Origin of the sequence: Neobacillus sp. SM06 (assembly GCF_050496765.1) — a bacterium.
GTDB lineage: Bacteria > Bacillota > Bacilli > Bacillales > Cytobacillaceae > JAEVLT01.
Genome location: NZ_JBNWEO010000015.1, coordinates 548,354 through 570,708, shown reverse-complemented (window position 1 = coordinate 570,708; position 22,355 = coordinate 548,354). Strand labels below are relative to the sequence as shown.

Sequence of the window (22,355 nt, the reverse complement as noted above, 5' to 3'; positions counted from 1 at the left end):
ACCTTCATTCTTGCTGCGTGGCTCCTGCTATACACCTCATACCCAACACTATGAGCACTATGCATTGCTTTTTCCATTTCGCTCGTATAACTTAGTTGTAAATAACTGATAACAAATCCATCCCTTCAAATTAGTATGTTGCACGGTTAACATCGTAACATGTATGTTATTTTGCCACAAACCGGAGGAAACTGAAAATTCAAGTATATTCCCAGTTATATTGCCGAGTGGCCAATATAACTCTTAGATTCTTAAAATACAGGCAAAATGCTCCCGATCATAACCGATATTGCAACCTTTACCCAGAAAGAGGGACGTTTAAGCGTAATAATGTGAAATTAGGGAAGGTGAAATAAGTTGTTTAACCTGATTGATGCCCATATCCACTTAGATCAATATCATGACGACGAAATTCAGTCGATTTTAAACGATTCGTTGGGGATTGATTTTTTAATCACCGTTTCAACTGACCTGAATTCGTGCAGACGGAATCTTCAACTATCAAAGATTTTTCAAAAAGTAAAACCATCGTTCGGCTATCACCCGGAGCAGCCATTGCCATCCGATACCGAAAAACAGGATCTAATCGATTGGATTGAGAACCATTTGGAAAATATGACAGCGGTCGGGGAAGTGGGCTTACCGTATTATTTAAAAAAGGAAGGGAAAGTTTCAGTTAGGCAATATGAGGAATATCGGGAATGGCTGTCCGTTTTTATCCAATTGGCGAAAAAGTGGAAAACGCCGATTGCACTTCACGCAGTTTACGAGGATGCCTCCGTAGTCTGTGATCTTCTTGAAAAATATTCCTTTGTAAATGCACATTTTCATTGGTATAAAGGGGACGCGAAAACAACAGAGAGAATGATCGAAAATGGTTATTTTATTTCAGTGACGCCTGAAGTCGTATATAAAAGCAAAATTCAGACCATCACAAAAATGTATCCAATCGAACAAATAATGGTGGAAACAGATGGGCCATGGCCGTTTGAAGGGCCGTTTAAAGGCAAAAGAACTCAACCCGGAATGATGCAGCAGGCGGTCAAATCGATCGCCGAAATAAAAATGCTTTCCGAAGAAAAGACAGCACGCATGTTGCATCAAAACACGATGAAATTTTATCGCTTATAAGCTGGCAAAAACAAAAAGCGGGTGTTTGCATTCGAGCAACCCGCTATCGTTTTGTTTCTTTCTGTCTGCTCAATGCTTGTTTTGCAATGTGTTGATCTTGCCTGTGAACATAGAAATCAACTTGCTTATGATCGATCACTGTTCTTTGTCCGGGAGGTCGTCCCCAGTCAATAGCCATTTTTGTAAAATATTTAATATCGTTTACCCTTAGTATTTCCGCAATTTTAAAGTATTCTTCATCACTAAAAACAGTGGCGAGCAAACACCATTTTTTATTAAACCAGATTAAATACAATGTATAGAGAATGACAACGATTATGACTGCAATCCACATATACGTCATATTTTTGTCCCCTCCATCTTGATGGTTCATTCTAATTTAGTAATATGTGACCAGCGAAAAAAAGTGCTTATACCGCCCAAAACAAAAATAAAACTATTTTTTACGGGTTATTCCAGTTGTATTATTTTTTATGATAAAAAAAGTAATAAATTTTCAAATAAAAGTATTTGAAAAATAAAAAAATTGTTTGTATAATAGAAAAAAGCTCAAGGAGTTGATTTCCATTGGAAAAGAATTTAGTGAATTCAACACAACATCCGGAAGAAAACCAGGATTCTCTGCTTGCTGAAATGGTGTTAAAGAATGCCCTGCTTGATTTTCGAAGGAATGAAATTCTGAAGGAAATCGACCAGTCACTAAAAACCAGAAATAAGGAGCAATTTCTCCGCTTAACAGAGGAGTTAAAGAAAATTTCTTAAAATAATGGATAAAATCCCTATTCGAAAAAGTGAATAGGGATTTTTTGTGACCGTTTATCGCGTCGATTTATTTGTGAAGCTTCTGGCTCATCCTTAAATCTATATTCCTCAAAACGTGCTGTTATTCCTTTCTTGCGCTAATTTTTTTGACAATCGGTACTTTCCAAAGCAAAATTCCGCCGATGATAAACAGAAAGATTAGGCTGAATACCCCTGTGTTTGTTTTATTGCTTATTTGAGCGGTGAGCCCAACTAGAAATGGGCCAAGGATCGCGGCAAATTTATAAAAAATATTGTAAAAACCAAAAAACTCATTGGCGGATTCTTTTGGTGCAAGTTTGGCAAAATAGGAGCGGCTTAATGCTTGAATCCCGCCTTGGGAAGAAGCCACAAGCATTGCCAAAATCCAAAAATCCAAAGCTGTTTTTAAAAAATAGGCATAGGTACAGATAATGATATAAACGGCAATGCCGATAAGCAGCATGCTTTTTTCATTCCATTTTTCAGCAAGGCGACCATACAGAAGGGAAAACGGGGCAGCAACGATTTGTGTTACAAACAAGATAATCAGAAGGCTGGTTGAACTGATGCCCAAATCAGAACCATAGGCTGTTGACATTGTTATAATCGTATTAACGCCATCTATATAGAAAAAATATGCAAGCAAAAAAAGAAAAAGGGAACGGTACTCGTCTTTGATGTGCTTTAGAGTTCGAAGCATTCGTTTAAAACTGTTGGCAATCAAGTTTGCCTCGCGGTCAATAAAATAAAGTTGCTGTACGTTTTTGAACATTGGAACCGTAAAGAATCCCCACCATACTGCGGTAATTGCAAAAGATACCTGACTTGCCGCAGCAACCGTAAGCGGAATCGCTTTTTTTTGCGATAAAAGGATGAGCGCAATACTAAGGATAAAAGGAATGGTACTGCCAACATATCCCATTGCAAACCCGCGGGATGAGACTTGATTCATCCGCTCTTTTGTGGTCACATCGACTAAAAATGCATCGTAAAAAATATTGGCGCCCGCAAAACCGATAATCGTCAGAACATAAAAAAACAGAAGAAGGATCCACTGATCGCTTGGTACGATAGAAAGTAAAAGCGTAAAAATGACGCCTATGGCGACAAAAAAAGTGAAAAACTTTTTCTTAAAACCACGATAGTCGGCAATTGTTCCAAGAATGGGCGCACAAAGCGAAATAAAAAGGGTTGCGAGCGAATTCGCGTACCCCCAATATGCGGTTGAAGCATTTCCAGGGATCGCCGCTTCGGCTGCTGCAGCCTTGAAATATAGCGGAAAAACAGCTGTCGTGATGAGCAATGAATAGGCTGAATTCGCCCAATCGTATAAAACCCAGCTTTTCTCTTGCTTTAACATTTCACTCACCTCCGTTTAAAAGATTTATATAGTATATTTTCGGAGAATAATTCGAATATCCTGCATTTTCGAAAAACAAAAACAGACAGAGAAAAAGCCTATTCATTTGATGAATAAGCTTTTTGCAAAGTTATTTGTAAAACACTTTGTCGATATTGTATTTTGCTTTCCATTTGTTGAGGATGTACGTTTCGTATATTTCCCGCTCCATCGGATCTTCGACAATCGAAATTGAAATTTTAAACACTTCATCCCGATGTGTTTTCAATGGTGAAACAGTATCTTCAAAATGTTTTTTGAGTCGTTGCCGCAATTTTCGTGCCTTTCCGACAAATAGAAGTTCATCATCCTCGTTAAAAAATAAGAGGACTCCACCCTTGTCACGAGGAACGCGGTGATAATCGGTAAAGCCGTATTTGCTGATTCCTTCTTCCACATTTTCATCTGACTGTTTTTGTTTTGTTAAGACAACATCTGGGTTCGGTATTTCGATTTTTATCATGCTCATCACTTCCTATTCTTCAACGATGGTACCATATGTTGCTGATGGAAGCCAACTCGAAAGCGATTTTGAAAACAAATAAACGAAAGAAGGAAGATTTTCGCTGTTATTGTTTGGATTTTTGATCCCTTTCATACTTTTTTTGATTGAGCATTACAAACGTGAGCGGCTGATCAGATCCGGTCATCAATTTGTATACATAGGAGGAGGTTAGTTTATAACCTTCTTCAATTTTTCCGGCAAGATAGTTTGTTCGCTCAAACAAAATGGATCGGATATGATTAACTTGACGTAAAATTTTTTCTGATAACGCTTCTTGCTTTTCCAATCTGATCAGTACATCTGTTTGAAATTGATCGGAAACTTGCGTTTGGCTCTCAAGCTGTTTAAAAAGAAATCGATCTGTTTCTTCAAACTGTTCCAGTCTGGAGATGATTTCATTCATTTTTTCGTATTGCTGGCGTATTTGTTCGCTAACCTCTTGATATTGTAAACCATCTTTTTGCAGCACTTCATGAAGCTGTTTACCTTTCTGATCTAAAACGTTTAATGTTTCCAATATTTGCGCTTCGACCTCTGTATGCTTAATGCTGTTCGATTGCAGGGAATCGAGCTGGCCATTAATCTCGTTCCAGCATTTATTTTGCCATTCGCGGTATTTTTCGTATTGCTGTTGAATTTCATTTTGCTGTACTTTGAAAAATTCAGCCAGCGGGTCGTTTTTACAAATCGTTTGGTTTTGTTCCTGAAGCTGCACGGTATTTTTATAAACGGTTGGATGTTCATTTTGATTCATAAAAAGGGGCATAAAAATCTATCTCCTTTATTTTTTTTGATTAAATAGTGTATGCAGCAGTAAAGGGGAAGGATTTTCAAAATGAACTATAACTATATTATGTAAACTAAGGCGGAATATACAAAACGGTATATCCAAATAAGGACGTCAAAAAAAGTCAACAAAACACTTTACAAAATACCCCTATAGGTATAGAATAAAACTTGTACTTCACAATGGAGGTTAAGGCTGAATGCTGCTTCTATGTCTTATATTGGTCATTTTAATTAGTATAGATTTATTCAAAAGGTATGTACCTGTTACCGGTATTTCCGATTTAACAGAGGAAAGAATTCACGATAGCGCCGTTCTTTTAGACTTAAGGGATTACCAAACTACCTACAAATGTCCTATTTGTCATTCGGTCAATATCCCTTTTGCTTATTTAAAACGGTATTATCGAGAAATACCGAATAAAAAAGTTATTGTCCTTGCTTCAGACACTGTGGAAAAAAATTTAGCGATTCGCTTTTTGTTAAAAAAGAAATTCCAGATTGAAGGTTTTATGGTCATCAACGAAAAAAGGGGTGAAAAACATTGGAATATGATAAGCAAACAAAAAATCGTTTAAAACGTGTAGAAGGACAAGTTCGCGGGATTTTAAGAATGATGGAAGAAAAGCAGGACTGCGAAAAGGTGATAAACCAGCTATCTGCAGTATGCTCCGCAGTAAACCATACAATCGGAGTCATTGTAACAGAAAATTTAAAAATGTGCCTGCAAACTCAAAATGAAACAAATAGCGATACGGATGAATTGGTGAAAGAAGCGATCAAGCTTTTAGTAAAAAGTCGATAAAAAATGGTTGACAGATTTTTTTTTGTCAGTTAATATACCCCTATGGGTATTACGAAAGACCATTAAAAATTTTTAAGTGAACAAATACCCTATGTGGTATAAGGAGGTTTGAAATCAGTAAGTGACGACAAGGTAAATACACAAAGAAGATAGCCAATTTCATTGCAATCAAAATGTACTTAACAACGAACTATAAACCCTATGGAGATGATGAGTAATATGAATACAGGAACTATCATAATGATCGTACTACTGATTGGACTTCTTGTTTGGCGTCTTCGTCCCGTAAAAGGCGTTCGCACGATTACAACCGCCCAGTTGAAGGGTGAACTCGCTGATAAAAATAAGCAATTTGTCGATGTTCGTACGCCTGGAGAATTTAAAGGCAACTCGATTAAAGGTTTTAAAAACATTCCGCTTGATCAGCTGCCAAACAAAGCCTCTACCTTATCTAAGGATAGGGAAGTAGTTGTCATTTGTCAAAGCGGAATGCGAAGTGCAAGAGCTGCAAAAATCCTAAAAAATTTAGGTTTTAAAAATATAACAAACGTCAAGGGCGGCATGAGTGCTTGGCGATAGGAGGAGAAAGGTAAAATGAAAACTATATCAGCAAAACAAGTAGAAGAAAAATTAAACAAAGGTGAACAGTTAAATATTATTGATGTTCGCGAAACCCATGAAGTTGCTTTTGGAAAAATTCCATCAGCGGTAAACATTCCACTTGGACTAATCGAGTTCCGTATGCAAGACTTAGATAAATCGAAGGAATACATTATGGTATGCCGTTCTGGTGCAAGAAGCTCTCAAGCTTGCCGTTTCTTAGAAAGTTATGGTTTCAATGTAACCAACATGACAGGCGGCATGATGTCTTGGGAAGGCGAAGTTGAAGCATAATTGAAAAGATTAATCATCCGTCCCATTGGGGGATGGGGCGGATGACTGCCAGCTTGGTTGGCGTTAATTGAAAACACAGTTAAGCAAATAACGATTGTTCATTCATTAACGATTCGGATGGGGATTTTATAACAGTATTAATACCACAGGGGGTAAATAATTTGACATTAAAAGCAATGCTTGCAGAAGAAGTAGCCAATTTGGTTGTGAATAAAAAGCCTTTATTTATTTTGGATGTTCGCAATGAAAGTGATTATAAAGATTGGAAAATTGAAGGCGAAGCAGTACAATCGATTAATATTCCTTATTTTGATTTGATTGATGGAGTCGATCATATCCTTGATCAGCTGCCAAAAGATGAACAAATTCTTGTTGTCTGTGCAAAGGAAGGTTCGTCAAAGTTTGTTGCTGAAAGCTTAGAAGAAGCTGGAGTTGAAAATCTTGCTTATTTATCAGGCGGAATGAAGTCCTGGAGTGAGTATTTATATAAAGCAGAAGTATACAAAGATGAGAACGTAAAAGTGTATCAATTTATCCGTGTTGGAAAAGGTTGTCTTTCGTACATGGTGATCTCCGGAGAAGAAGCGCTTGTTGTTGATGCATCTCGCTTCCTAGATGTTTACGAAATAGTCGCAGCAAATGAGGGAGTAAAAATTACTCATATTGTTGACTCTCATTTGCACGCAGACCATATTTCAGGTGGTAAAGAACTTGCAGACCGGGTTGGTGCCGAGTATTACTTAATGAAGAGCGAGGGCGCAGTATTTGATTTCAACCCGCTTGAAAATTTCACCAACATTGAATTTGAAAAAGTGAGTCTTGAAGTGCTTGCTGTGAAAACACCGGGCCATACGCCAGGCAGTGTTTCGTTCTTCGTTAACAACAAGCTTTTGTTCGCTGGAGACACCATTTTTGTCGGCGGCTTGGGTCGTCCGGACTTAGGTGGAAAAGCAGCTGAGTGGGCAGAAGACCTATATGATACTGTTTTTGAAAAAGTGGCAAAAATCGCTGATGATGTCATTGTTCTTCCTGGACATTACGCGAGTCTTGACGATGAAATGAATGAGCATGGTTTTGTTGGGGATACACTTGGAAACATTCGCGCCCGTAATGAAATGATGCAAACAAAAGTGAAGGCTGAGTTTATTGAACAAGTTGTTGCGAATGCAAACAGCGAAACCCCGCCAAATTTTGAAGAAATCGTTGCGATTAACCGCGGTAATATGACTGCAGATGAAGAAAAGAAACAAGAACTTGAAATCGGGCCAAACCGTTGCGCCCTTCATCACACTCATTAATCAAACAGCAAAGGGGATACTATAAATGAATTCTGATAAAATTGTAGATGCAAAGGGATTAGCATGCCCAATGCCAATCGTAAAAACAAAAAAAGCGATTGACACACTTGAATCAGGTCAAGTGTTAGAAATCCACGCCACCGATAAAGGGGCAAAAAAGGATTTGGCTGCATGGACTAATTCAACTGGACACGAATTAGTTAAAACAGAAGATGAAAATGATGTTTTCAAATTTTGGATTAAAAAAGCATAAATGAAAATAAATTGCACAGAACCGGCACTCTAAGTGCCTTTCTGTGTTTTGGGAGGTCTTGCCATGGAATGGACCTATATTCTTGTATTGTTTCTCATCGGCTTTATCGGTTCGTTCATTTCCGGGATGGTTGGGATTGGTGGAGCGATTATCAATTTTCCAATGTTGCTGTATGTTCCGCCGCTGTTGGGTTTTGCGGCGTTTACATCCCATGCAGTCTCGGGAATCAGTGCCGTCCAGGTGTTCTTTGCAACAATCGGCGGCGTACTTATTTATCGAAAAAGCGGCTATTTAAATAAGACGGTCATTTTGACAATGGGAATAAGTGTACTAATTGGCAGCTTCGTAGGCGGCTATGGCTCCCATTTATTGTCTGAACAAGGAATTAATCTCGTATATGGAATTCTTGCAGTCATTGCGGTTATTCTAATGTTCATTCCCCGAAAAAGCGTTGAAGAGCAACCGGCAGAACAGCTAAAAATAAATAAAGGGCTTGCCGGGGGGCTGGCGTTTCTTGTCGGAATTGCCGCGGGGATCGTTGGAGCAGGCGGGGCTTTCTTGCTTGTGCCTATTATGTTGACAGTGCTAAAAATTCCAATTCGGATTACCATTGCTTCTTCCCTTGCGATTACGCTTATTTCTTCCATAGGTGTTACAGTCGGAAAGGTAACGACAGGGCAGGTTGAAATTTTGCCTTCGATTATTGTTGTAATCGCAAGTTTAATCGCGTCGCCGATTGGTGCAAAAACCGGTAAGCAGATGAACACAAAAATCCTGCAAGCGATTCTTGCTGTATTAATTGGAGCAACCGCGATTAAAATTTGGGTAAATATTTTTCAAACATGGTTTTAAGGAAAGATAAATAGATCAATCCTACATGGAGGAGGCCTTTTAAAATGGAAGAAGAAAAAAAACAAGCGGCTGAATGTTCAACAGGTTCCTGAGGGATCGGTAGGACAAATGCGGCCGTGAATGATGGGAATCGTGTTAAACCAAAAATTCCGATATGACCCGGTACATTTGTCTGGCTCCTGGCAGGAGTCATTTACCTTATTTATAAAGGCATTCATATCTTTTTTTAAAAAGGAACCAGTTTTGTAACTGGTTCCGCTTTTTTATCCTAGACTTTTGTTGACAATTTTATCTTTAATACATAGAATATACCTGTGGGGGTATTTTATAATCTAATTTAAAGGAGAGCGTTAAGCATGAATCAAATTACGGTTTATACAACAAGCACTTGCCCGTATTGTACGATGGTGAAAAACTTCTTAAATACACAAGGGCTGCCGTTTAAAGAAGTAAATGTTGGCCTTGATCAGGCTGCTGCAAACCGCCTTGTTCAAACAACAGGCCAATTAGGCGTTCCGCAAATCGAAGTCAATGGCCAATGGGTTCTCGGCTATGATCCGGATAGAATCATGCAATTTGTCAGATAGTAATGGATGGAAGAAGAGGGCCTCGGCTCTCTTTTTTCGAGCAGATCATTTGGTGTTTCTTATTGGCTGTAGGATAATATCAGTGTCACCTTATTGTTTTAACTTGGCTATAATTATCTAAACAGCAATAGTTTAAAAATTGAAGGAGTTGATTGAGGATGTTCCATTACACAGTCGAAACAAGCAAGTCAATTGAGGAAGCTATTTCTTCGATTACAGAGGCTTTGAAGGAAGAAAAATTTGGTGTTCAATGGCAGTTTAATATTAAGGACAAGCTTCATGAAAAAGGTGTTGAACTTGATAAAGAGTTTGTTGTTCTAGAAGTGTGCAACCCAAACGAGGCTAAAAAAGTATTGACTGCCAACAGCCTTGTCGGCTATTTTTTACCATGTAAAATCGTGGTTTATGAAGATCAAAACAAAACAAAAATCGGCATGCCAAAACCAACACAATTGATTAGCATGGTTGCAGATGAAGAACTGACAAGTGTTGCAAAAGACATTGAGCAACGTCTGATTGCAAGCATTGAAAAAGCTAAATAAAAATAAAAAACTCGCCAATTTGGCGAGTTTTTTGCTTATTTCCGAATGAACATTTTGTTTAATTGTCCTTCGTTGACCGTTTTAAGAACAGTGTGATGGTTGTTGTCCGCCCAGTTGCCGACATCTTTAATAAACGAATAGTCCGTGGATGAAACTAACAGGATCTCATTCTCTTTTAATTTTTCCATATTGGAGGCAACTTCCTGGCTTGGGGCCGGACATGTAAGACCCGTAACCGCCACCTCTACAGCAGCATCAAATTCTTGATCAGAAGCTTTTCCAGCAGTACTATCCTGTTTAAAAACAGCCGAGTACGTTTTCCAGCCGCCGTCGAGATTCTTGACTGCAAAGCCGTTTTCCGCAAGAATTCTTGATGCCAGGTAACCGCGCAGTCCCACTTGGCATGTAATATGGATGGTTTTATCTTTTGGCAGCTCATTTAGGCGATCGCGCAAATCATTTAAAGGAATGTTAATAGAACCATTAATAAAGCCCATCTTCCTTTCTACCGGCTCTCGAACATCGATTAAAAAGCCGCCTTGGGCAACAATTTCATCAATTTCATGCCATTGTACCGTGTCCACTTCACCGGTAAGAATATTCGATGCTACATATCCGGCCATATTGACTGGATCTTTTGCTGAAGAATAGGGTGGTGCATATGCAAGTTCAACTTCAGTCAAGTCGAATACCGTCAATTCACCTTTAATTGCTGTGGCAATGACATCAATCCGCTTATCTGCACCATCAGCTCCAACCGCCTGCGCGCCCAATATCCGGCCTGTATCCGGGGCAAACAATAATTTTAAGGCAATCGGGGCAGACCCGGGATAATAGCCGGCATGGGAACCCGGGTGCAGATGGATAGCTTTGTATTCCATGTTTAACTGCTTCAAACGTTTTTCATTGTTTCCTGTCGCGGCAACGGTAAGGTCAAATACTTTCGCAACAGAAGTTCCGAGTGTCCCTTTGTATTTTTCTGCTTTCCCGTAAATATTATTGGCAACAATCCGCCCTTGGCGATTAGCAGGACCTGCAAGAGGAATCATTGCTGGGCTGCCGTTAATATAATCGGTTACTTCAATTGCATCGCCAATCGCATAAATCGATTCATCGTTTGTTTGCAAATACTCATTGACTTGAATACCACCGCGCTCACCGACCTTTAACCCGGCTTCAACAGCCAATTGGTTTTCTGGACGAACGCCGATGGATAAAATCGTCATATCCGTATTCAGCAAAGTGCCGCTTGAGAGTTCAATGATGTTTCCCTGATCGCGAAACGCTTTTACGCCGTCTTCCAAAATTAATTTCACGCCTTTTGCCCGCAAGTGAGCGTGGACAATTGCGGCCATTTCATAATCTAGAGGTGCCATTACCTGGTTCGCCATTTCGACGACTGTTACCTCAACACCGCGTTCAGCAAGGTTTTCCGCCATTTCCAAGCCAATAAAACCGCCGCCGACCACAACGGCTCTTTTTGGCTGTTCATTGTCAACATAACCTTTAATTCGGTCAGTATCAGGAATATTGCGGAGCGTGAATACATTGTTTGCCTCTGAAACCCCTTCAATAGGTGGAAAAATTGGCTTTGCTCCCGGAGAAAGTATCAACGTGTCATAGCTTTCTTCGTATTCCTCATTATTTCTACTATTTCTTACTGTGACTGTTTTTCGGTCACGATTGATTTTTATTACTTCTGATAAATTTCGAATATCAAGCTTAAAACGGGCACTCATGCCTTCAACCGTTTGAACCAATAATTTTTGCCGTTCTTTAATCGTTTCCCCAATATAATAGGGAAGTCCGCAGTTGGCAAAAGAGATATATTCGCCTCTTTCAAAAAGAACAATCGTTGATGTTTCATCCAATCTTCTTAATCTTGCAGCTGCGGTAGCACCCCCGGCGACTCCGCCGACAATCAAAATTTTCTTTGTCATTTGTCTGTACCTCCCTAAAATTAAATACCTATGGGGGTATAGTATCATGAAAAAAATTTTTGGTCTGTGACAATTATCACAAGCGTTTTTATAGACAGCAGATTACCACTAGGGGTATATTAGAAACTAAGTGAAAAATCCCTAGTATGGTTTTTCACATTCCATAAATACTAACAAAGAAGGAGGGATAATTGGATGAATCTAACAACAAACAAAGTTTTAGATGCAAAGGGTCTTGCTTGCCCCATGCCAATTGTCAAAACAAAAAAAGCAATGAACGAACTAGAACCAGGACAAGTGATGGAAATCCAGGCAACAGATAAGGGATCAAAGGCAGATTTAAAAGCTTGGGCTGAAACAACCGGACATCAATATTTGGGTACAATCGAAGAAGATGGCGTCCTAAAGCATTATGTTCGTAAAGCTTCAGAAAGCGAAACATCTGAAGAAGCTTCTTATCCACATGTTGCTACATTAGAAGAAGTGCTAAACAAGCTGAATGGCGACGAAAAAATAACGATTCTTGATGTCCGTGAGCCAGCGGAATTCGCTTTTGGTCACATTCCAGGAGCCATTTCGATTCCGCTTGGAGAATTGGAAGAGCGTTTTGAGGAACTGAACAAAGACGCAGAACTGCACATTATTTGCCGTTCGGGTTCAAGAAGTGACCTTGCAGCGAAAAAACTTTCAGAAAAAGGATTTACTACCATCAAAAACGTTATCCCTGGCATGAAGGATTGGACAGGGCCAATTGAAACAACGAACGAATAATCAGGAGGAATGAACAAAATGAAAGTAGCGATTATTGCCGCAAACGGCGAATTATTTGATGCCTATAAAGTGTTTAACATTGCAACTGCAGCTGCTGCAACCGATGCGGAGGTAGGAATCTTTTTTACCTTTGAAGGACTGAATTTAATCCATAAAGAAGCATACAAACAGCTGCCGCTGCCAACAGGTAAAGAGCATTTCCAGGAAGGCTTCAAACAGGCAAATGTTCCTTCCATAGAAGAATTAGTTGAAATGGCGCAAGATTTGGGTGTAAAAATGATTGCCTGCCAGATGACAATGGACGTCATGAACCTTGAAAAAGATCATTTTGTTGACGGAATTGAAGTGGGCGGCGCAGCATCTTTCTTGCATTTTGCAAGCGACGCAGACATTACATTGTCGTTCTAATAAAGGATCTCTAACCCTAAATAAGGATGAATAATAATTTTTTAAGCATTAAATTCGTTTCGCTTGTTAAAATTTATTGAAATGGGGGAGCATTCACGTGGGACATCGCTTTAATCCTGACAAAGCAGGAAAATTACTCGATCCGAAGAGACGGGAGCTTATTACACCTGATACTGTCATCAATCTGCTTGAGATCAAATCGTCTGATACGATTGCTGACTTGGGCGCTGGCAATGGTTATTTTACGGTACCGATGGCGCATAGGACAGAAAAACAAGTATTTGCCGTTGACATTGAACCAAAAATGCTGGCTCTTTTAAAAGAGCATGCTGCAAACGAAAACGCCACGAATATTGTCTATTTAGAAGGAAACCTCGAGGAAATTCCACTCGAAAACCAATCTTCAGACAAAGCGTTAATTGCATTTGTTACTCACGAAGTTCCGCATCTGGACAAAATGATTGAGGAACTGAAACGAATAATGAAACCTTCCGGAAAAATTTTAATTTTAGAATGGGATGTCGTCGAGTCGGAAAGTGGCCCGCCTCTTCATGAACGAATTCCTTCTGCGGAATTAAAAAAGGTATTTGAAGCGAATGGACTACATGGGGATGTTCACCAAATCAATGAGCAAGTATATGCATTGCTTTTAAGTGCAGACTAAGCAAATGAAAAAAGTAAGAGGCTAACCAAGGAGTTGAGCCTCTTGCTTGTTTTTCAAAAAAATTAAACGTTTTTATCTTTACGAAATACCTCTAGGGGGATACAATAATTTACATACATATTTTTCTCGTCTTATGGGGGATACCATGGATTATGTTTCGTTTGGCACCATCACCATTCCAGTCAAATGGTTAAGCTTGATAGCTGCTTTGCTGCTTAGTTTCTTGATTTTAAAATTACATAAAAAACCGCCTTTTTCATCGATTGTCTATGACAGCATTTCTAATGGTTTATTGGTTGGTGTGGCTGTTTTGAAGCTGAGCCTGTTCCTCATTGAACCGAGTCTAGTCATCGAACACCCATTGTCATTGCTGTATTTTACTGGTGGCGATTTTGGTTATTGGCTTGCGATTGCTTGTGCTAGTGGATACTTTTTTTGGGAAACAAAACGAAAGCGAGTTCTGATCCGTGAAAGGATAGCGGCTTTTTTCTATTATGTTTTGTATTCATATTCCATTTTTCATCTAACTTCCTTGTTCTTTCGTCCCGAATGGGAATCCATTTTCAGCCTTGTATTTTCAGCAGTCGTGTTGGTTTGGTTTTTTGTTTTAAAAAAAGGAACACCTTTTTATTCTTTTGCGATCGGATTTGCCCTCTATCAGCTCATTCTTCTAAACCTGTTTCAACAACCTGGAAAGAATTCGAGCTATGAATATAGCTTCTATGCTATTTTAATTGTGCTACTGCTTTTTTTGAAAAAATCTTTTCGCCAATGATGTAGAGGAGTTGAACCGTATGTGGAAAAATGTCGCAATTATTGTTATTTTAGCAGGGTTGCTTGGGTGGGGGATTTACACCAATCAAGCAAAGAAACAGGAAACAGAAAAAACAATCAGGCAATCGCAGCAAACGAGCGCTGCAGCAAACGTGAAAACGGGAATTGAAAAAAGAAATCTTGCTCCTGATTTTAGTCTTGAGACGGCGGATGGAAAAACGGCTAAGCTGTCCGATTACCGCGGAAAGAAAGTGATCTTGAATTTCTGGGCTACATGGTGTCCGCCCTGTAAAGCAGAAATGCCGCATATGGAGGCATTTTATAAGGAATACCATTCAAAAGGGGTTACAGTTTTAGCTGTCAACTTAACAACAAGTGAAAAAAATCCAAGCGATGTCAGCAAATTTATTGCTGATTATGGTTTAACGTTCCCGGTTCTGTTGGATAAAAAGGGAGAAGTGGGAAATCTTTACCAAGCCTTCACCATCCCAACCAGTTATATTATTGACACAAAAGGAGTCATTCGCGAAAAAATCGTTGGTCCGATGAACAAAGACACAATGATCCAATTAACTTCAAATATCAATTAATAAAAAAGCATGGCGCATGATTGCAGCCATGTTTTATTTGTTTAATATAGATTGTAATAAAGATTTGTCTGTTCATTACCTCGTGATATCATTTTATTTTCTGCTGATAGTTCTTATTTTCCGATTTTCACTTCATTATATTTAAAATAAATATTACTAAAAATGTTATTACAAAGAAAGAAATAGCAAAATAACCAAAATACTTAATAGGCTTTGGTGAATTTTTTAGTTTTGTATTTGCAGGATCAGTGGCATTCCCCTCAATCCTATTGAAATGGTCTATGACATCATTATTGGGTTGCTTTTCATCTCCCATATCATCACCCCGTTTACTTTTATTTTAACATATACTCCCCAATGTTGTGTAAAAATTAGGGATAAATAAGAAATGTGAATATTTATTGACATTTATTCAATATTTGGTAATTCCAACATAAAACTAGGAAATTTGTATCATTACCTTTCCAGACTTTTATGACATATTTAAATTATAAAATAAGGGAGGGATATTCTTTGAAATTTACGTCCAAGGTTTTAAGTCTAATTTTGGCAGCCGTATTTTCTTTCTCACTACCAGCCTTTGCCTCTGCTTCAACTCACACCAATGTAACTCATGATACAGAAGGATTTGTTGTATATGCTGCGTCGGAGGTGTATTGGTTCCTTTTGCACTATCTATAACTATGGACATGAACATTACAGTCAGTTATCCTGGCAAAATTGTTACCTATGAAGATATTTATACAACTATTCCTGGAGGAGCACAATTACCATTTAGAGCTTCGGTAAATGCTGGTTCGATCAAATATTATAAGAATGGTTCTTATGTATTTACACATTCACTGCCTTTAAGTCCAAGTTATATTAAAAACCCATCTGATCTAACCGATTTTAATGCCAATAAGCCTAATACCGACTTGGTTGATTCAAGTACATACAAAGCTATTGGTTATGCTTCATATATTAGCGGTAGCACAACACCAGGGGCTTATACAGGTGATTTAACAGAAGGGGTGGTGGATTAAGAATGATAAAATCAAAAAAAATAATAATTACAGCTGCTTTGGTTGCAGGACTTGGTATTTCTGCTGTATTTTATGCTTCTTCAACCACAAAAGCCGATCAGACAGCTAGTCAAAATGCCTTTTCAAATCTAGTTCAAGAACACCAAATTACAAAATCGAAAGACAAGAAACCTTTTGTAAAGATTAATAATAAGACATATGAAAATACGGATTTCCTTGCTTATAAGGAAAGTAAAAATGTGATTCAAAGAAATAATAGTCAACCAGTTTTAAGTGATGAGGAAATCAAAGGTGAATTTATTAAAGAATCAGTTTTAGAACAAGAAGCAGATAAACAAAATTTTAATGTGAGTTCAGATGAAGCAAAAGCTTTTGCTGATAAGATGAAACAAGCTGTAGCTGAAGCAAAAGATCCACAAACTCAACAATTCCTCAAGGATTATACGTCTTCTTTAGGAATAACAGAAGATGAGTATTGGAGTCAATATGCAACCCCGGCATATCAAAAGGCGTTAAAAATAGGGAAGTTAAAGCAAAATTTCTATATGGAAGAAAAAGCGAAAAATGATAGTATCTCTGATGCTGATTTAAATAAGGCGTGGGAGCAACAACAGGAAAAATTAGTTTCGGAAGCCAACGTTGAAATCCTTCAATGATTACTAACGAAAGTCGTCCCCAAGACGGCTTTTTTTGTTTGCGTGCCCAGTAGCCATAGCTAAGATAGGGATCCCACCAACAAAACGCGGAAAACGTACGCTAAGCTAATTTTGAAATGATAAAAGCTGATTTTTCCTAAGTTAAGGAACCATCGGTTTTATTTCATTGGACAAACGTACGTTAAAAATTCCTATTTTAGTTAAAAAGTTTAATTTGAAAATAATGTGTCCTCCATCACAGATTCCAGCGATGATCAAACGTGCACTGGCAAATGGGATTGACGCAAGTTATGTCCTTATGGATTCTTGGTTTACCTTACCTCCGCTTGTTCAAGCGATTGTAGAACATGGATTAGTTGTTATAGGGATGGTAAAAGAGACCAAACAGTGTTACTCCGTAGGAGAGCAGTTAGTTTCATTAAAGCAGCTTTATCGTCTCGCTCAGCCCGTAAAATCAAAGAAAGGAATTCTCCGTTCCATTCATACCGAAATGGCAAACGGGACATCTGTAAAAATCGTATTTGCGAAATTTGAGTAATAAATATTTAAACATACGAATAGGGTCGATAGCATTTCGACCATTAATATGGCAATAGTTATCTTTTAGTTCGTCATAAACAAAAGAAAAATCGACCAAATCGTTAATTTTACGCAAAAGATTATCCTTAGGAACAACTAATTCTTAAATATCCAAATACGGACTGAAAATGATTGATTGTTGGTTTTGTATCATGGAACCCACCCGTTAAAAATTGATACTATAATTATACAGAAAAAAAGGCATAAGCCTCTAAGTTAATGAGAAATTATACCTTTTAAAAATTCAGCCTAAGAAAAAGAACTCTGTTGATTGGAGCGGAAGGCGCCGACTCCTGGGGGATTAGCGTTACAGGCGAGACCCCGCAGGACTTTGAATAAGCTTCCCAGAAATAACATCGCACGAAGGAAATGCGGATGCATTTTCGAGGAGCGTTAGCGACGAGGAGGCTCGGCGAACGCCCCCCGGAAAGCGAGTGCCTGGAGCGGAAATCAACAGACCCCGTTTATCCGCCAAACTAAAAAGGACCGGGCGGTTTTTGCCCGGTAAAGAAGGTACTTTCAAAGCAAAACGTTCATGAAATTATCTTATTTTCCCCGGTCGGTATAGCAATTTATTTTATATAGTTATAGTGTAAACCAAACGGAAAGGTGCACTATCGAATGAAAGTAAAATGGTATTTATTTTTATTAAGTATTATCACCATCTCTTTTTTCATATACAGTTTTTTCGATTCATCCAAACAGTCTCCAACAAAAATTGGCATTTTAATGATCGGAAACAGCCGATATGAAAAGCTTTCCGGGTTAAAAGCAGGTTTAAACGATTTGGGATATAAAGCAAATGAATTTCAGTTTATTGTCAAAAATGCCAAAGACGACCCAAAAAAATTAACGACTCAAACCAAGAAATTGCTCAATTTGCACCCGGATCTTATTGTTACCCTTGGCGGAATTGAATCAATGGAAATAAAAAAATGGATGGACAAAGAAAAGGTAAGAGTACCTGTGGTTTTTGCAGGGGTTGCTTCCCCGCAGGAAATCGGCCTGATTCAAAACTATAAAAAGCCTGGGAGTGCGTTTACCGGCATTAACAATGACCAGGCAAGCATCTCCGGTAAACGGCTTGAACTTTTGCATGATCTCGTACCTTCCATTTCTCGTGTCCATATTCTTTATGATGCAAACATTGATATTAGCAAGTTAAGTTTGAAAGCAGCGGAAGTGGCATCCCGGCAGTTATCCATCCCGATCAAGGAATGGAATGTCAGTGCAAAAGGGTTTATGGATCAGTTTCAAAAAGACCTTAAGCAAAACGATGCTCTACTGTTGCTACCTGGTTATAAGATTGAAATGATGAACGGGAAGATTGTGAAGTTGACAAAGCAATACCATCTTCCGGCAATGGGAATTTACGAACATGAAGCAAGGCATGGATACTTAGCCAGCTACGGGGCAAGTTTCTCGGATCAAGGCTATCAAGCGGCTCGCTTTGTCAGCCTGATTATGAAAGGAAACGAGCCAGGTGATATCCCGGTTGAACTCCCGGATCGTTACCGCTTTATCGTCAACAAAATGACGGAAAATTCTCTTGGGCTGCCTTTAAATAAAGATTTGCTGTATATCGCCGAATTTGTTACGACAGACAAAAAAGCGGGTGTAGAACAACCATGAAAATTGTAACCAACTGGATTTACTCCCAGCCTATCCGCAATAAAGTACTTGTATTCGGAATTCTAATGTCGTCACTACCCTTAATCCTCCTAAGCTATTATTACTTTATCCATGCAAAAGGAGATTTGGAAAAACGGATTAATGAAAAACAAATTCTCATTTTAAATAATTTATCGGCTGAAATCAAACTGGAAATGGATCAAACCTTTCAGAAAATGCAAATGTTTACAATCATGAACCAAACAGAGCGAAACAACAGAGCTTTTTATGAATTATTGCAGCAAAGCGATTCAATTGAAGAGATTGTCATCACCAATCACCAAGGTCTTGTTGAAAAAAGGATTTCGAGGTACAGCTTGAACTTGGCGAAAAAAGACGAGAGATGGTATACCGACGATATGTGGTATCGTTTCCAAACAAAGGAAAGAACATATGGCAATGTGGAATTCAATTCGTTTGGACAGCCTGTGATGAAGCTAGCGATCCCTTTTTTTGAAAACGGCCAACGGAAAGGACTTGGCGTTGTTGTTCAGTTGCAAAAAATCATCGGTAAAATTTCGTCGCTTCGCCAAGATCATTCTTCCTATCTTTATTTGATGGATAACCGCGGGAAAGTAATTGCTCATCAAGATTACAGCAAACTATGGCAAAAACATTCGGATTTGATCGACAATTCGGTAATAGGCGTAAAAGAAAAAATCCAAGGCCTTGATTGGACACTTGTGATGGAACAGCCGAAATCATCTGCTTACGAGCCGATTGATAAGATGATGCAAAATGGATTAACCGTTGTTGCGATTGCAACTCTAATGGTCAGTCTAATCAGCATTTACGCTGGACTTTATTTTACAAAACCGATCATTCAGCTTGACAAGGCGATGCGAAAGCTGAAATTTGGTGAGAAATTCGAACCGTTGAAACTCGAGCAAACCGATGAATTGGGTATGCTTGTTCATTCTTTTAATAATATGAGCAAGGAGCTTCAGGAAAAATCACTTCGGCTCAACCAGGAAAAAGAGCGGCTCAATCTTGTCCTAAGCGGCATTGGAGCGGGGCTTGGACTAGTGAGAAATGACTATAAGATCACATGGATGAATCCGCTCCTTAAAGAACTACTTCAAGAAAAGCAATTGCAGCTGCCTTGCTATACGCTTGTTGGTGCGTCAAACGGTCCCTGCGAGGATTGCATGATCACTTGTCCGGGAATTTCCGGGAATGCAGATAAACTGATCACGTTTGAAGGAGCTGGAGGAAGGAAGCGGATATATCGGCATCGCGTCTTTCCATTAAACAATAAAATCGAAGGCGAAGGCGAATACCTACTATTCATTGAAGATATTACCGAGCAAAAAGAGATCGAGGAAAAGATTGTTCAGACAGATAAATTGGCGGCACTTGGTTTAATGGCCTCAAGTTTTGCCCATGAAGTCAATAACCCGCTAACAACGATCAATGTTTATGCAGAGGATCTTTTAGATAGGGTGATAAGTGGCGATAAAAGCCTGGATCAAGACGAAATGGCCCACTATATGAAGAAGATTAAGGATAACACAACACGCTGCAAGAAAATCACGGGCAATCTGCTGAATTTTTCACGGAAAACAAGCTGGTCCCAATCTTCGATTCATTTAAAAGAAACCGTTCAGGATGCTATCAGCCTTGTAGAGCATACGATTAAGAAGAAAAATTTGACGCTTAAGGTGGAGTTCGACCCGGCCATCCCCGCATTTAGCGGTGATAGTTTAAAGCTGATGCAGGTGCTTGTAAACCTGCTGAATAATGCGATCGACTCATTTAAAAAAGAAGGTACGATTACGATAAAAGCAATCATGGAAAATACCAATCTTGTTCTATCTGTTGGTGATACCGGGGAAGGAATTCCCGAGAAAATCAGGTCAAAGATCTTTGATCCGTTTTTTACAACAAAGCCCGTCGGCAAAGGTACAGGGCTTGGGCTTTCAGTATGTTACGGGATTGTTCAGCAATTTGGCGGCACGATTCAGATTACAAGTGAACAAGGGGCCGGCACTTTCGTTGAAATTCGAATCCCAATCCAGAAAGTTGCATTGAAGGAGGCAAACTAAATGGCAGCGAGATTATTGGTCGTGGACGATGAGGAAGATCTTCTAGAGCTACTTGTTCACCGATTGAAAAGAAAGGGCTATAATGTCGATTATTCTTTAACAGCAGAGGATGCACTTCCTTTATTAAAAAAACACTACTATGATGTCGCGATTTATGACATCCGCCTTCCGAAAATGGATGGCATCACGTTATTAAAAGAAACGAAATCGATTCAGCCAGACGTTCAAGTATTAATCCTTACCGGCCATGGCACGATTGAGACGGCGATCGAGGCAATGAAGGTTGGCGCCTTTGATTATTTGGCAAAGCCTTATAATCTATCAGAATTGGAATTAACCATTACAAAAGCCCTCGAAAATAAAATGCTGAAAGAGAAAAATGAAAGCATGCGAAAAATTATTAAGAAGCAAAACGACTTTGAAATGGTCGGTCAAAATCGCCGTTTTCAAGAAATTCTTCATCTGACTGAACGTGTTGCCGATAGCGATGTTCCCGTATTAATTGAAGGGGAGAGCGGTACGGGCAAAGAGCTGTTTGCCAAAGCGCTCCATTACTGGAGCAGCCGAGCCGAAGAACCATTTGTCGCAATTAACTCGGGTGCTCTTCCGGAACACCTGCTTGAGAGTGAATTGTTCGGCCATGTGAAAGGGGCATTTACAGGAGCGGCGCAGGATAAGAAAGGACTTGTTGAAGCGGCCAATGGAGGTACATTATTTTTAGATGAGTTGGGGGAAATGCCGCTTGTTCTTCAAGTAAAATTGCTGCGATTTTTGGAAACAGGCGAGTTTCGCCGGGTGGGCGATGTCAGGGAGCGAAGAGTTGCTGTAAGAGTAGTGGCGGCCACAAACCGCGATTTGGAAAAGGAGGTCGCAGCAGGCCATTTTCGCCAAGATCTTTACTATCGGCTAAATGTTGTCAAATTAACCATACCGCCACTTAGGGAGCGAAAGGATGATCTGCCACTCCTGATTGACTTTTTTATTAAAAAAAGCATGCCTGACATTGCTAAAACAATGTCAGCTGATGCCATGGCAGAATTGCAGTCGTATGAATTTCCCGGCAATGTCCGTGAACTGCATCATATCGTAGAGAGAGGCCTCTTGCTGTCAAAAGGGCAGACAATTGAAGCAGCTGATCTGCTGCTGCCAAACCATTCCCGAAGTTCAGAATTTGCGGATGTCCCCTGTCTCTGCAGCCTGGACGAATTGGAAAGACTCCATATTGAAAGGGTATTGAATCAAGTAGAATGGAATAAAACAAAAGCTGCTGAAGTTTTGGGCATTAGCGTCCGAAATTTATATCGGAAAATAAATCAATATGACATCTGTGGCTAATATGACAAAATGACATGCCAACAAATGCATGCCCATGACAAAATGGCACAACTAAACGATAA

General features: G+C 39.2%; 27 protein-coding genes and 2 pseudogenes. 22 read left to right on the top strand and 7 right to left on the bottom strand.

The window, feature by feature from the left end; genetic code table 11:
- Positions 1–357: 357 nt before the first annotated feature.
- Positions 358–1,131: a TatD family hydrolase gene (locus tag ACQYAD_RS12385; RefSeq protein WP_430238555.1), complete on the top strand. Its 774-nt coding sequence runs from the start codon at positions 358–360 to the stop codon at positions 1,129–1,131.
- Between the two features lie 43 nt (positions 1,132–1,174).
- On the opposite strand, the gene ACQYAD_RS12380 is transcribed toward ACQYAD_RS12385, so the two are convergent.
- Positions 1,175–1,474 carry a hypothetical protein gene (locus tag ACQYAD_RS12380; protein WP_430238554.1) on the bottom strand — a complete coding sequence of 100 codons (300 nt, stop codon included), beginning with the start codon at positions 1,472–1,474 and terminating at the stop codon, positions 1,175–1,177.
- A 224-nt stretch (positions 1,475–1,698) separates the two neighbouring features.
- Here ACQYAD_RS12380 and ACQYAD_RS12375 point away from each other — a divergent pair, with 224 nt between their 5' ends.
- Positions 1,699–1,893, top strand: coding sequence for an IDEAL domain-containing protein (locus ACQYAD_RS12375; protein ID WP_430238552.1), 195 nt, complete (start codon positions 1,699–1,701; stop codon positions 1,891–1,893).
- A gap of 121 nt (positions 1,894–2,014) precedes the next feature.
- On the opposite strand, the gene ACQYAD_RS12370 is transcribed toward ACQYAD_RS12375, so the two are convergent.
- The 3 genes from ACQYAD_RS12370 to ACQYAD_RS12360 form a co-directional block, all read right to left on the bottom strand.
- Positions 2,015–3,274, bottom strand: coding sequence for an MFS transporter (locus tag ACQYAD_RS12370; RefSeq protein ID WP_430238551.1), 1,260 nt, complete (start codon positions 3,272–3,274; stop codon positions 2,015–2,017).
- A 130-nt stretch (positions 3,275–3,404) separates the two neighbouring features.
- Positions 3,405–3,776, bottom strand: coding sequence for a nucleotide excision repair endonuclease (locus tag ACQYAD_RS12365; protein ID WP_430238549.1), 372 nt, complete (start codon positions 3,774–3,776; stop codon positions 3,405–3,407).
- A gap of 106 nt (positions 3,777–3,882) precedes the next feature.
- On the bottom strand, positions 3,883–4,584 hold the full coding sequence (locus ACQYAD_RS12360; RefSeq protein ID WP_430238547.1) for a hypothetical protein: 702 nt from the start codon (positions 4,582–4,584) through the stop codon (positions 3,883–3,885).
- A 220-nt stretch (positions 4,585–4,804) separates the two neighbouring features.
- On the opposite strand from ACQYAD_RS12360, the gene ACQYAD_RS12355 reads away from it, so the two are divergent.
- From ACQYAD_RS12355 to ACQYAD_RS12315, 9 genes are all read left to right on the top strand, one after another.
- A complete protein-coding gene (locus ACQYAD_RS12355) occupies positions 4,805–5,182 on the top strand; it encodes a sulfurtransferase (RefSeq protein WP_430238546.1) in 378 nt (125 codons plus the stop codon).
- Positions 5,149–5,409 carry a metal-sensitive transcriptional regulator gene (locus ACQYAD_RS12350; protein ID WP_430238544.1) on the top strand — a complete coding sequence of 87 codons (261 nt, stop codon included), beginning with the start codon at positions 5,149–5,151 and terminating at the stop codon, positions 5,407–5,409. The genes ACQYAD_RS12355 and ACQYAD_RS12350 overlap by 34 nt, the downstream gene beginning before the upstream one ends.
- Before the next feature lie 219 nt (positions 5,410–5,628).
- A complete protein-coding gene (locus tag ACQYAD_RS12345; RefSeq protein ID WP_430238542.1) occupies positions 5,629–5,988 on the top strand; it encodes a rhodanese-like domain-containing protein in 360 nt (119 codons plus the stop codon).
- Between the two features lie 15 nt (positions 5,989–6,003).
- Entirely contained in the window at positions 6,004–6,303 is a 300-nt protein-coding gene (locus tag ACQYAD_RS12340) for a rhodanese-like domain-containing protein (RefSeq protein WP_430238540.1), read from the top strand.
- 176 nt (positions 6,304–6,479) lie between these two features.
- Positions 6,480–7,601 carry an MBL fold metallo-hydrolase gene (locus ACQYAD_RS12335; protein WP_430238812.1) on the top strand — a complete coding sequence of 374 codons (1,122 nt, stop codon included), beginning with the start codon at positions 6,480–6,482 and terminating at the stop codon, positions 7,599–7,601.
- Between the two features lie 25 nt (positions 7,602–7,626).
- Positions 7,627–7,854, top strand: a complete 228-nt coding sequence (locus ACQYAD_RS12330; RefSeq protein WP_430238538.1) for a sulfurtransferase TusA family protein — start codon at positions 7,627–7,629, stop codon at positions 7,852–7,854.
- Between the two features lie 63 nt (positions 7,855–7,917).
- Positions 7,918–8,706 carry a sulfite exporter TauE/SafE family protein gene (locus ACQYAD_RS12325; RefSeq protein WP_430238537.1) on the top strand — a complete coding sequence of 263 codons (789 nt, stop codon included), beginning with the start codon at positions 7,918–7,920 and terminating at the stop codon, positions 8,704–8,706.
- Between the two features lie 356 nt (positions 8,707–9,062).
- Positions 9,063–9,293: a glutaredoxin family protein gene (locus tag ACQYAD_RS12320; protein WP_430238535.1), complete on the top strand. Its 231-nt coding sequence runs from the start codon at positions 9,063–9,065 to the stop codon at positions 9,291–9,293.
- Positions 9,294–9,451: 158 nt separating this feature from the next.
- Positions 9,452–9,835 (top strand): DUF302 domain-containing protein, encoded by a 384-nt coding sequence (locus tag ACQYAD_RS12315; RefSeq protein ID WP_430238533.1) that lies wholly within the window; start codon positions 9,452–9,454, stop codon positions 9,833–9,835.
- 35 nt (positions 9,836–9,870) lie between these two features.
- Here ACQYAD_RS12315 and ACQYAD_RS12310 read toward each other — a convergent pair whose 3' ends face one another.
- Positions 9,871–11,775, bottom strand: coding sequence for a CoA-disulfide reductase (locus ACQYAD_RS12310; protein WP_430238531.1), 1,905 nt, complete (start codon positions 11,773–11,775; stop codon positions 9,871–9,873).
- 195 nt (positions 11,776–11,970) lie between these two features.
- Here ACQYAD_RS12310 and ACQYAD_RS12305 point away from each other — a divergent pair, with 195 nt between their 5' ends.
- The 5 genes from ACQYAD_RS12305 (at position 11,971) to ACQYAD_RS12285 (ending at position 14,982) form a co-directional block, all read left to right on the top strand.
- A complete protein-coding gene (locus ACQYAD_RS12305; RefSeq protein WP_430238530.1) occupies positions 11,971–12,546 on the top strand; it encodes a sulfurtransferase TusA family protein in 576 nt (191 codons plus the stop codon).
- Between the two features lie 18 nt (positions 12,547–12,564).
- A complete protein-coding gene (locus ACQYAD_RS12300) occupies positions 12,565–12,954 on the top strand; it encodes a DsrE/DsrF/DrsH-like family protein (protein ID WP_430238528.1) in 390 nt (129 codons plus the stop codon).
- A gap of 97 nt (positions 12,955–13,051) precedes the next feature.
- Positions 13,052–13,618, top strand: a complete 567-nt coding sequence (locus ACQYAD_RS12295) for a class I SAM-dependent methyltransferase (protein WP_430238526.1) — start codon at positions 13,052–13,054, stop codon at positions 13,616–13,618.
- A 145-nt stretch (positions 13,619–13,763) separates the two neighbouring features.
- Positions 13,764–14,393, top strand: coding sequence for a hypothetical protein (locus ACQYAD_RS12290; RefSeq protein WP_430238524.1), 630 nt, complete (start codon positions 13,764–13,766; stop codon positions 14,391–14,393).
- 19 nt (positions 14,394–14,412) lie between these two features.
- The gene (locus ACQYAD_RS12285; protein WP_430238523.1) at positions 14,413–14,982 is read left to right on the top strand and encodes a peroxiredoxin family protein; all 570 of its coding nucleotides are present in this window, start codon (positions 14,413–14,415) and stop codon (positions 14,980–14,982) included.
- A 127-nt stretch (positions 14,983–15,109) separates the two neighbouring features.
- On the opposite strand, the gene ACQYAD_RS12280 is transcribed toward ACQYAD_RS12285, so the two are convergent.
- A complete protein-coding gene (locus ACQYAD_RS12280; protein ID WP_430238521.1) occupies positions 15,110–15,298 on the bottom strand; it encodes a hypothetical protein in 189 nt (62 codons plus the stop codon).
- Positions 15,299–15,638: 340 nt separating this feature from the next.
- Here ACQYAD_RS12280 and ACQYAD_RS12275 point away from each other — a divergent pair, with 340 nt between their 5' ends.
- From ACQYAD_RS12275 to ACQYAD_RS12265, 3 genes and pseudogenes are all read left to right on the top strand, one after another.
- Positions 15,639–16,007, top strand: a complete 369-nt coding sequence (locus ACQYAD_RS12275) for a hypothetical protein (RefSeq protein WP_430238519.1) — start codon at positions 15,639–15,641, stop codon at positions 16,005–16,007.
- A gap of 2 nt (positions 16,008–16,009) precedes the next feature.
- Positions 16,010–16,663, top strand: coding sequence for a hypothetical protein (locus ACQYAD_RS12270; RefSeq protein WP_430238517.1), 654 nt, complete (start codon positions 16,010–16,012; stop codon positions 16,661–16,663).
- Positions 16,664–16,895: 232 nt separating this feature from the next.
- A pseudogene (locus ACQYAD_RS12265) lies at positions 16,896–17,192 on the top strand (transposase); the annotation flags it as partial.
- Here the strand turns inward: ACQYAD_RS12265 and ACQYAD_RS12260 are convergent.
- Positions 17,193–17,396: pseudogene (locus ACQYAD_RS12260) on the bottom strand (IS5/IS1182 family transposase); the annotation flags it as partial.
- 467 nt (positions 17,397–17,863) lie between these two features.
- Here ACQYAD_RS12260 and ACQYAD_RS12255 point away from each other — a divergent pair.
- The 3 genes from ACQYAD_RS12255 to ACQYAD_RS12245 are packed head-to-tail and all read left to right on the top strand — an operon-like array spanning position 17,864 to position 22,293.
- Positions 17,864–18,874 (top strand): ABC transporter substrate-binding protein, encoded by a 1,011-nt coding sequence (locus ACQYAD_RS12255; protein ID WP_430238516.1) that lies wholly within the window; start codon positions 17,864–17,866, stop codon positions 18,872–18,874.
- Positions 18,871–20,958 (top strand): ATP-binding protein, encoded by a 2,088-nt coding sequence (locus tag ACQYAD_RS12250; RefSeq protein ID WP_430238514.1) that lies wholly within the window; start codon positions 18,871–18,873, stop codon positions 20,956–20,958. Before ACQYAD_RS12255 ends, ACQYAD_RS12250 begins: the two co-directional genes overlap by 4 nt.
- Positions 20,959–22,293 carry a sigma-54-dependent transcriptional regulator gene (locus ACQYAD_RS12245; RefSeq protein ID WP_430238513.1) on the top strand — a complete coding sequence of 445 codons (1,335 nt, stop codon included), beginning with the start codon at positions 20,959–20,961 and terminating at the stop codon, positions 22,291–22,293.
- Positions 22,294–22,355: the final 62 nt, after the last annotated feature.

Coding starts and splice junctions, on each gene's coding strand:
- ACQYAD_RS12380 (WP_430238554.1), bottom strand. CDS start 1,474: ATGACGTATATGTGGATTGCAGTCATAATCGTTGTCATTCTCTATACA.
- ACQYAD_RS12285 (WP_430238523.1), top strand. CDS start 14,413: ATGTGGAAAAATGTCGCAATTATTGTTATTTTAGCAGGGTTGCTTGGG.
- ACQYAD_RS12250 (WP_430238514.1), top strand. CDS start 18,871: ATGAAAATTGTAACCAACTGGATTTACTCCCAGCCTATCCGCAATAAA.
- ACQYAD_RS12310 (WP_430238531.1), bottom strand. CDS start 11,775: ATGACAAAGAAAATTTTGATTGTCGGCGGAGTCGCCGGGGGTGCTACC.
- ACQYAD_RS12360 (WP_430238547.1), bottom strand. CDS start 4,584: ATGCCCCTTTTTATGAATCAAAATGAACATCCAACCGTTTATAAAAAT.
- ACQYAD_RS12345 (WP_430238542.1), top strand. CDS start 5,629: ATGAATACAGGAACTATCATAATGATCGTACTACTGATTGGACTTCTT.
- ACQYAD_RS12305 (WP_430238530.1), top strand. CDS start 11,971: ATGAATCTAACAACAAACAAAGTTTTAGATGCAAAGGGTCTTGCTTGC.
- ACQYAD_RS12370 (WP_430238551.1), bottom strand. CDS start 3,274: ATGTTAAAGCAAGAGAAAAGCTGGGTTTTATACGATTGGGCGAATTCA.
- ACQYAD_RS12300 (WP_430238528.1), top strand. CDS start 12,565: ATGAAAGTAGCGATTATTGCCGCAAACGGCGAATTATTTGATGCCTAT.
- ACQYAD_RS12315 (WP_430238533.1), top strand. CDS start 9,452: ATGTTCCATTACACAGTCGAAACAAGCAAGTCAATTGAGGAAGCTATT.
- ACQYAD_RS12330 (WP_430238538.1), top strand. CDS start 7,627: ATGAATTCTGATAAAATTGTAGATGCAAAGGGATTAGCATGCCCAATG.
- ACQYAD_RS12255 (WP_430238516.1), top strand. CDS start 17,864: ATGAAAGTAAAATGGTATTTATTTTTATTAAGTATTATCACCATCTCT.
- ACQYAD_RS12245 (WP_430238513.1), top strand. CDS start 20,959: ATGGCAGCGAGATTATTGGTCGTGGACGATGAGGAAGATCTTCTAGAG.
- ACQYAD_RS12270 (WP_430238517.1), top strand. CDS start 16,010: ATGATAAAATCAAAAAAAATAATAATTACAGCTGCTTTGGTTGCAGGA.
- ACQYAD_RS12340 (WP_430238540.1), top strand. CDS start 6,004: ATGAAAACTATATCAGCAAAACAAGTAGAAGAAAAATTAAACAAAGGT.
- ACQYAD_RS12280 (WP_430238521.1), bottom strand. CDS start 15,298: ATGGGAGATGAAAAGCAACCCAATAATGATGTCATAGACCATTTCAAT.
- ACQYAD_RS12355 (WP_430238546.1), top strand. CDS start 4,805: ATGCTGCTTCTATGTCTTATATTGGTCATTTTAATTAGTATAGATTTA.
- ACQYAD_RS12290 (WP_430238524.1), top strand. CDS start 13,764: ATGGATTATGTTTCGTTTGGCACCATCACCATTCCAGTCAAATGGTTA.
- ACQYAD_RS12325 (WP_430238537.1), top strand. CDS start 7,918: ATGGAATGGACCTATATTCTTGTATTGTTTCTCATCGGCTTTATCGGT.
- ACQYAD_RS12320 (WP_430238535.1), top strand. CDS start 9,063: ATGAATCAAATTACGGTTTATACAACAAGCACTTGCCCGTATTGTACG.
- ACQYAD_RS12335 (WP_430238812.1), top strand. CDS start 6,480: ATGCTTGCAGAAGAAGTAGCCAATTTGGTTGTGAATAAAAAGCCTTTA.
- ACQYAD_RS12365 (WP_430238549.1), bottom strand. CDS start 3,776: ATGATAAAAATCGAAATACCGAACCCAGATGTTGTCTTAACAAAACAA.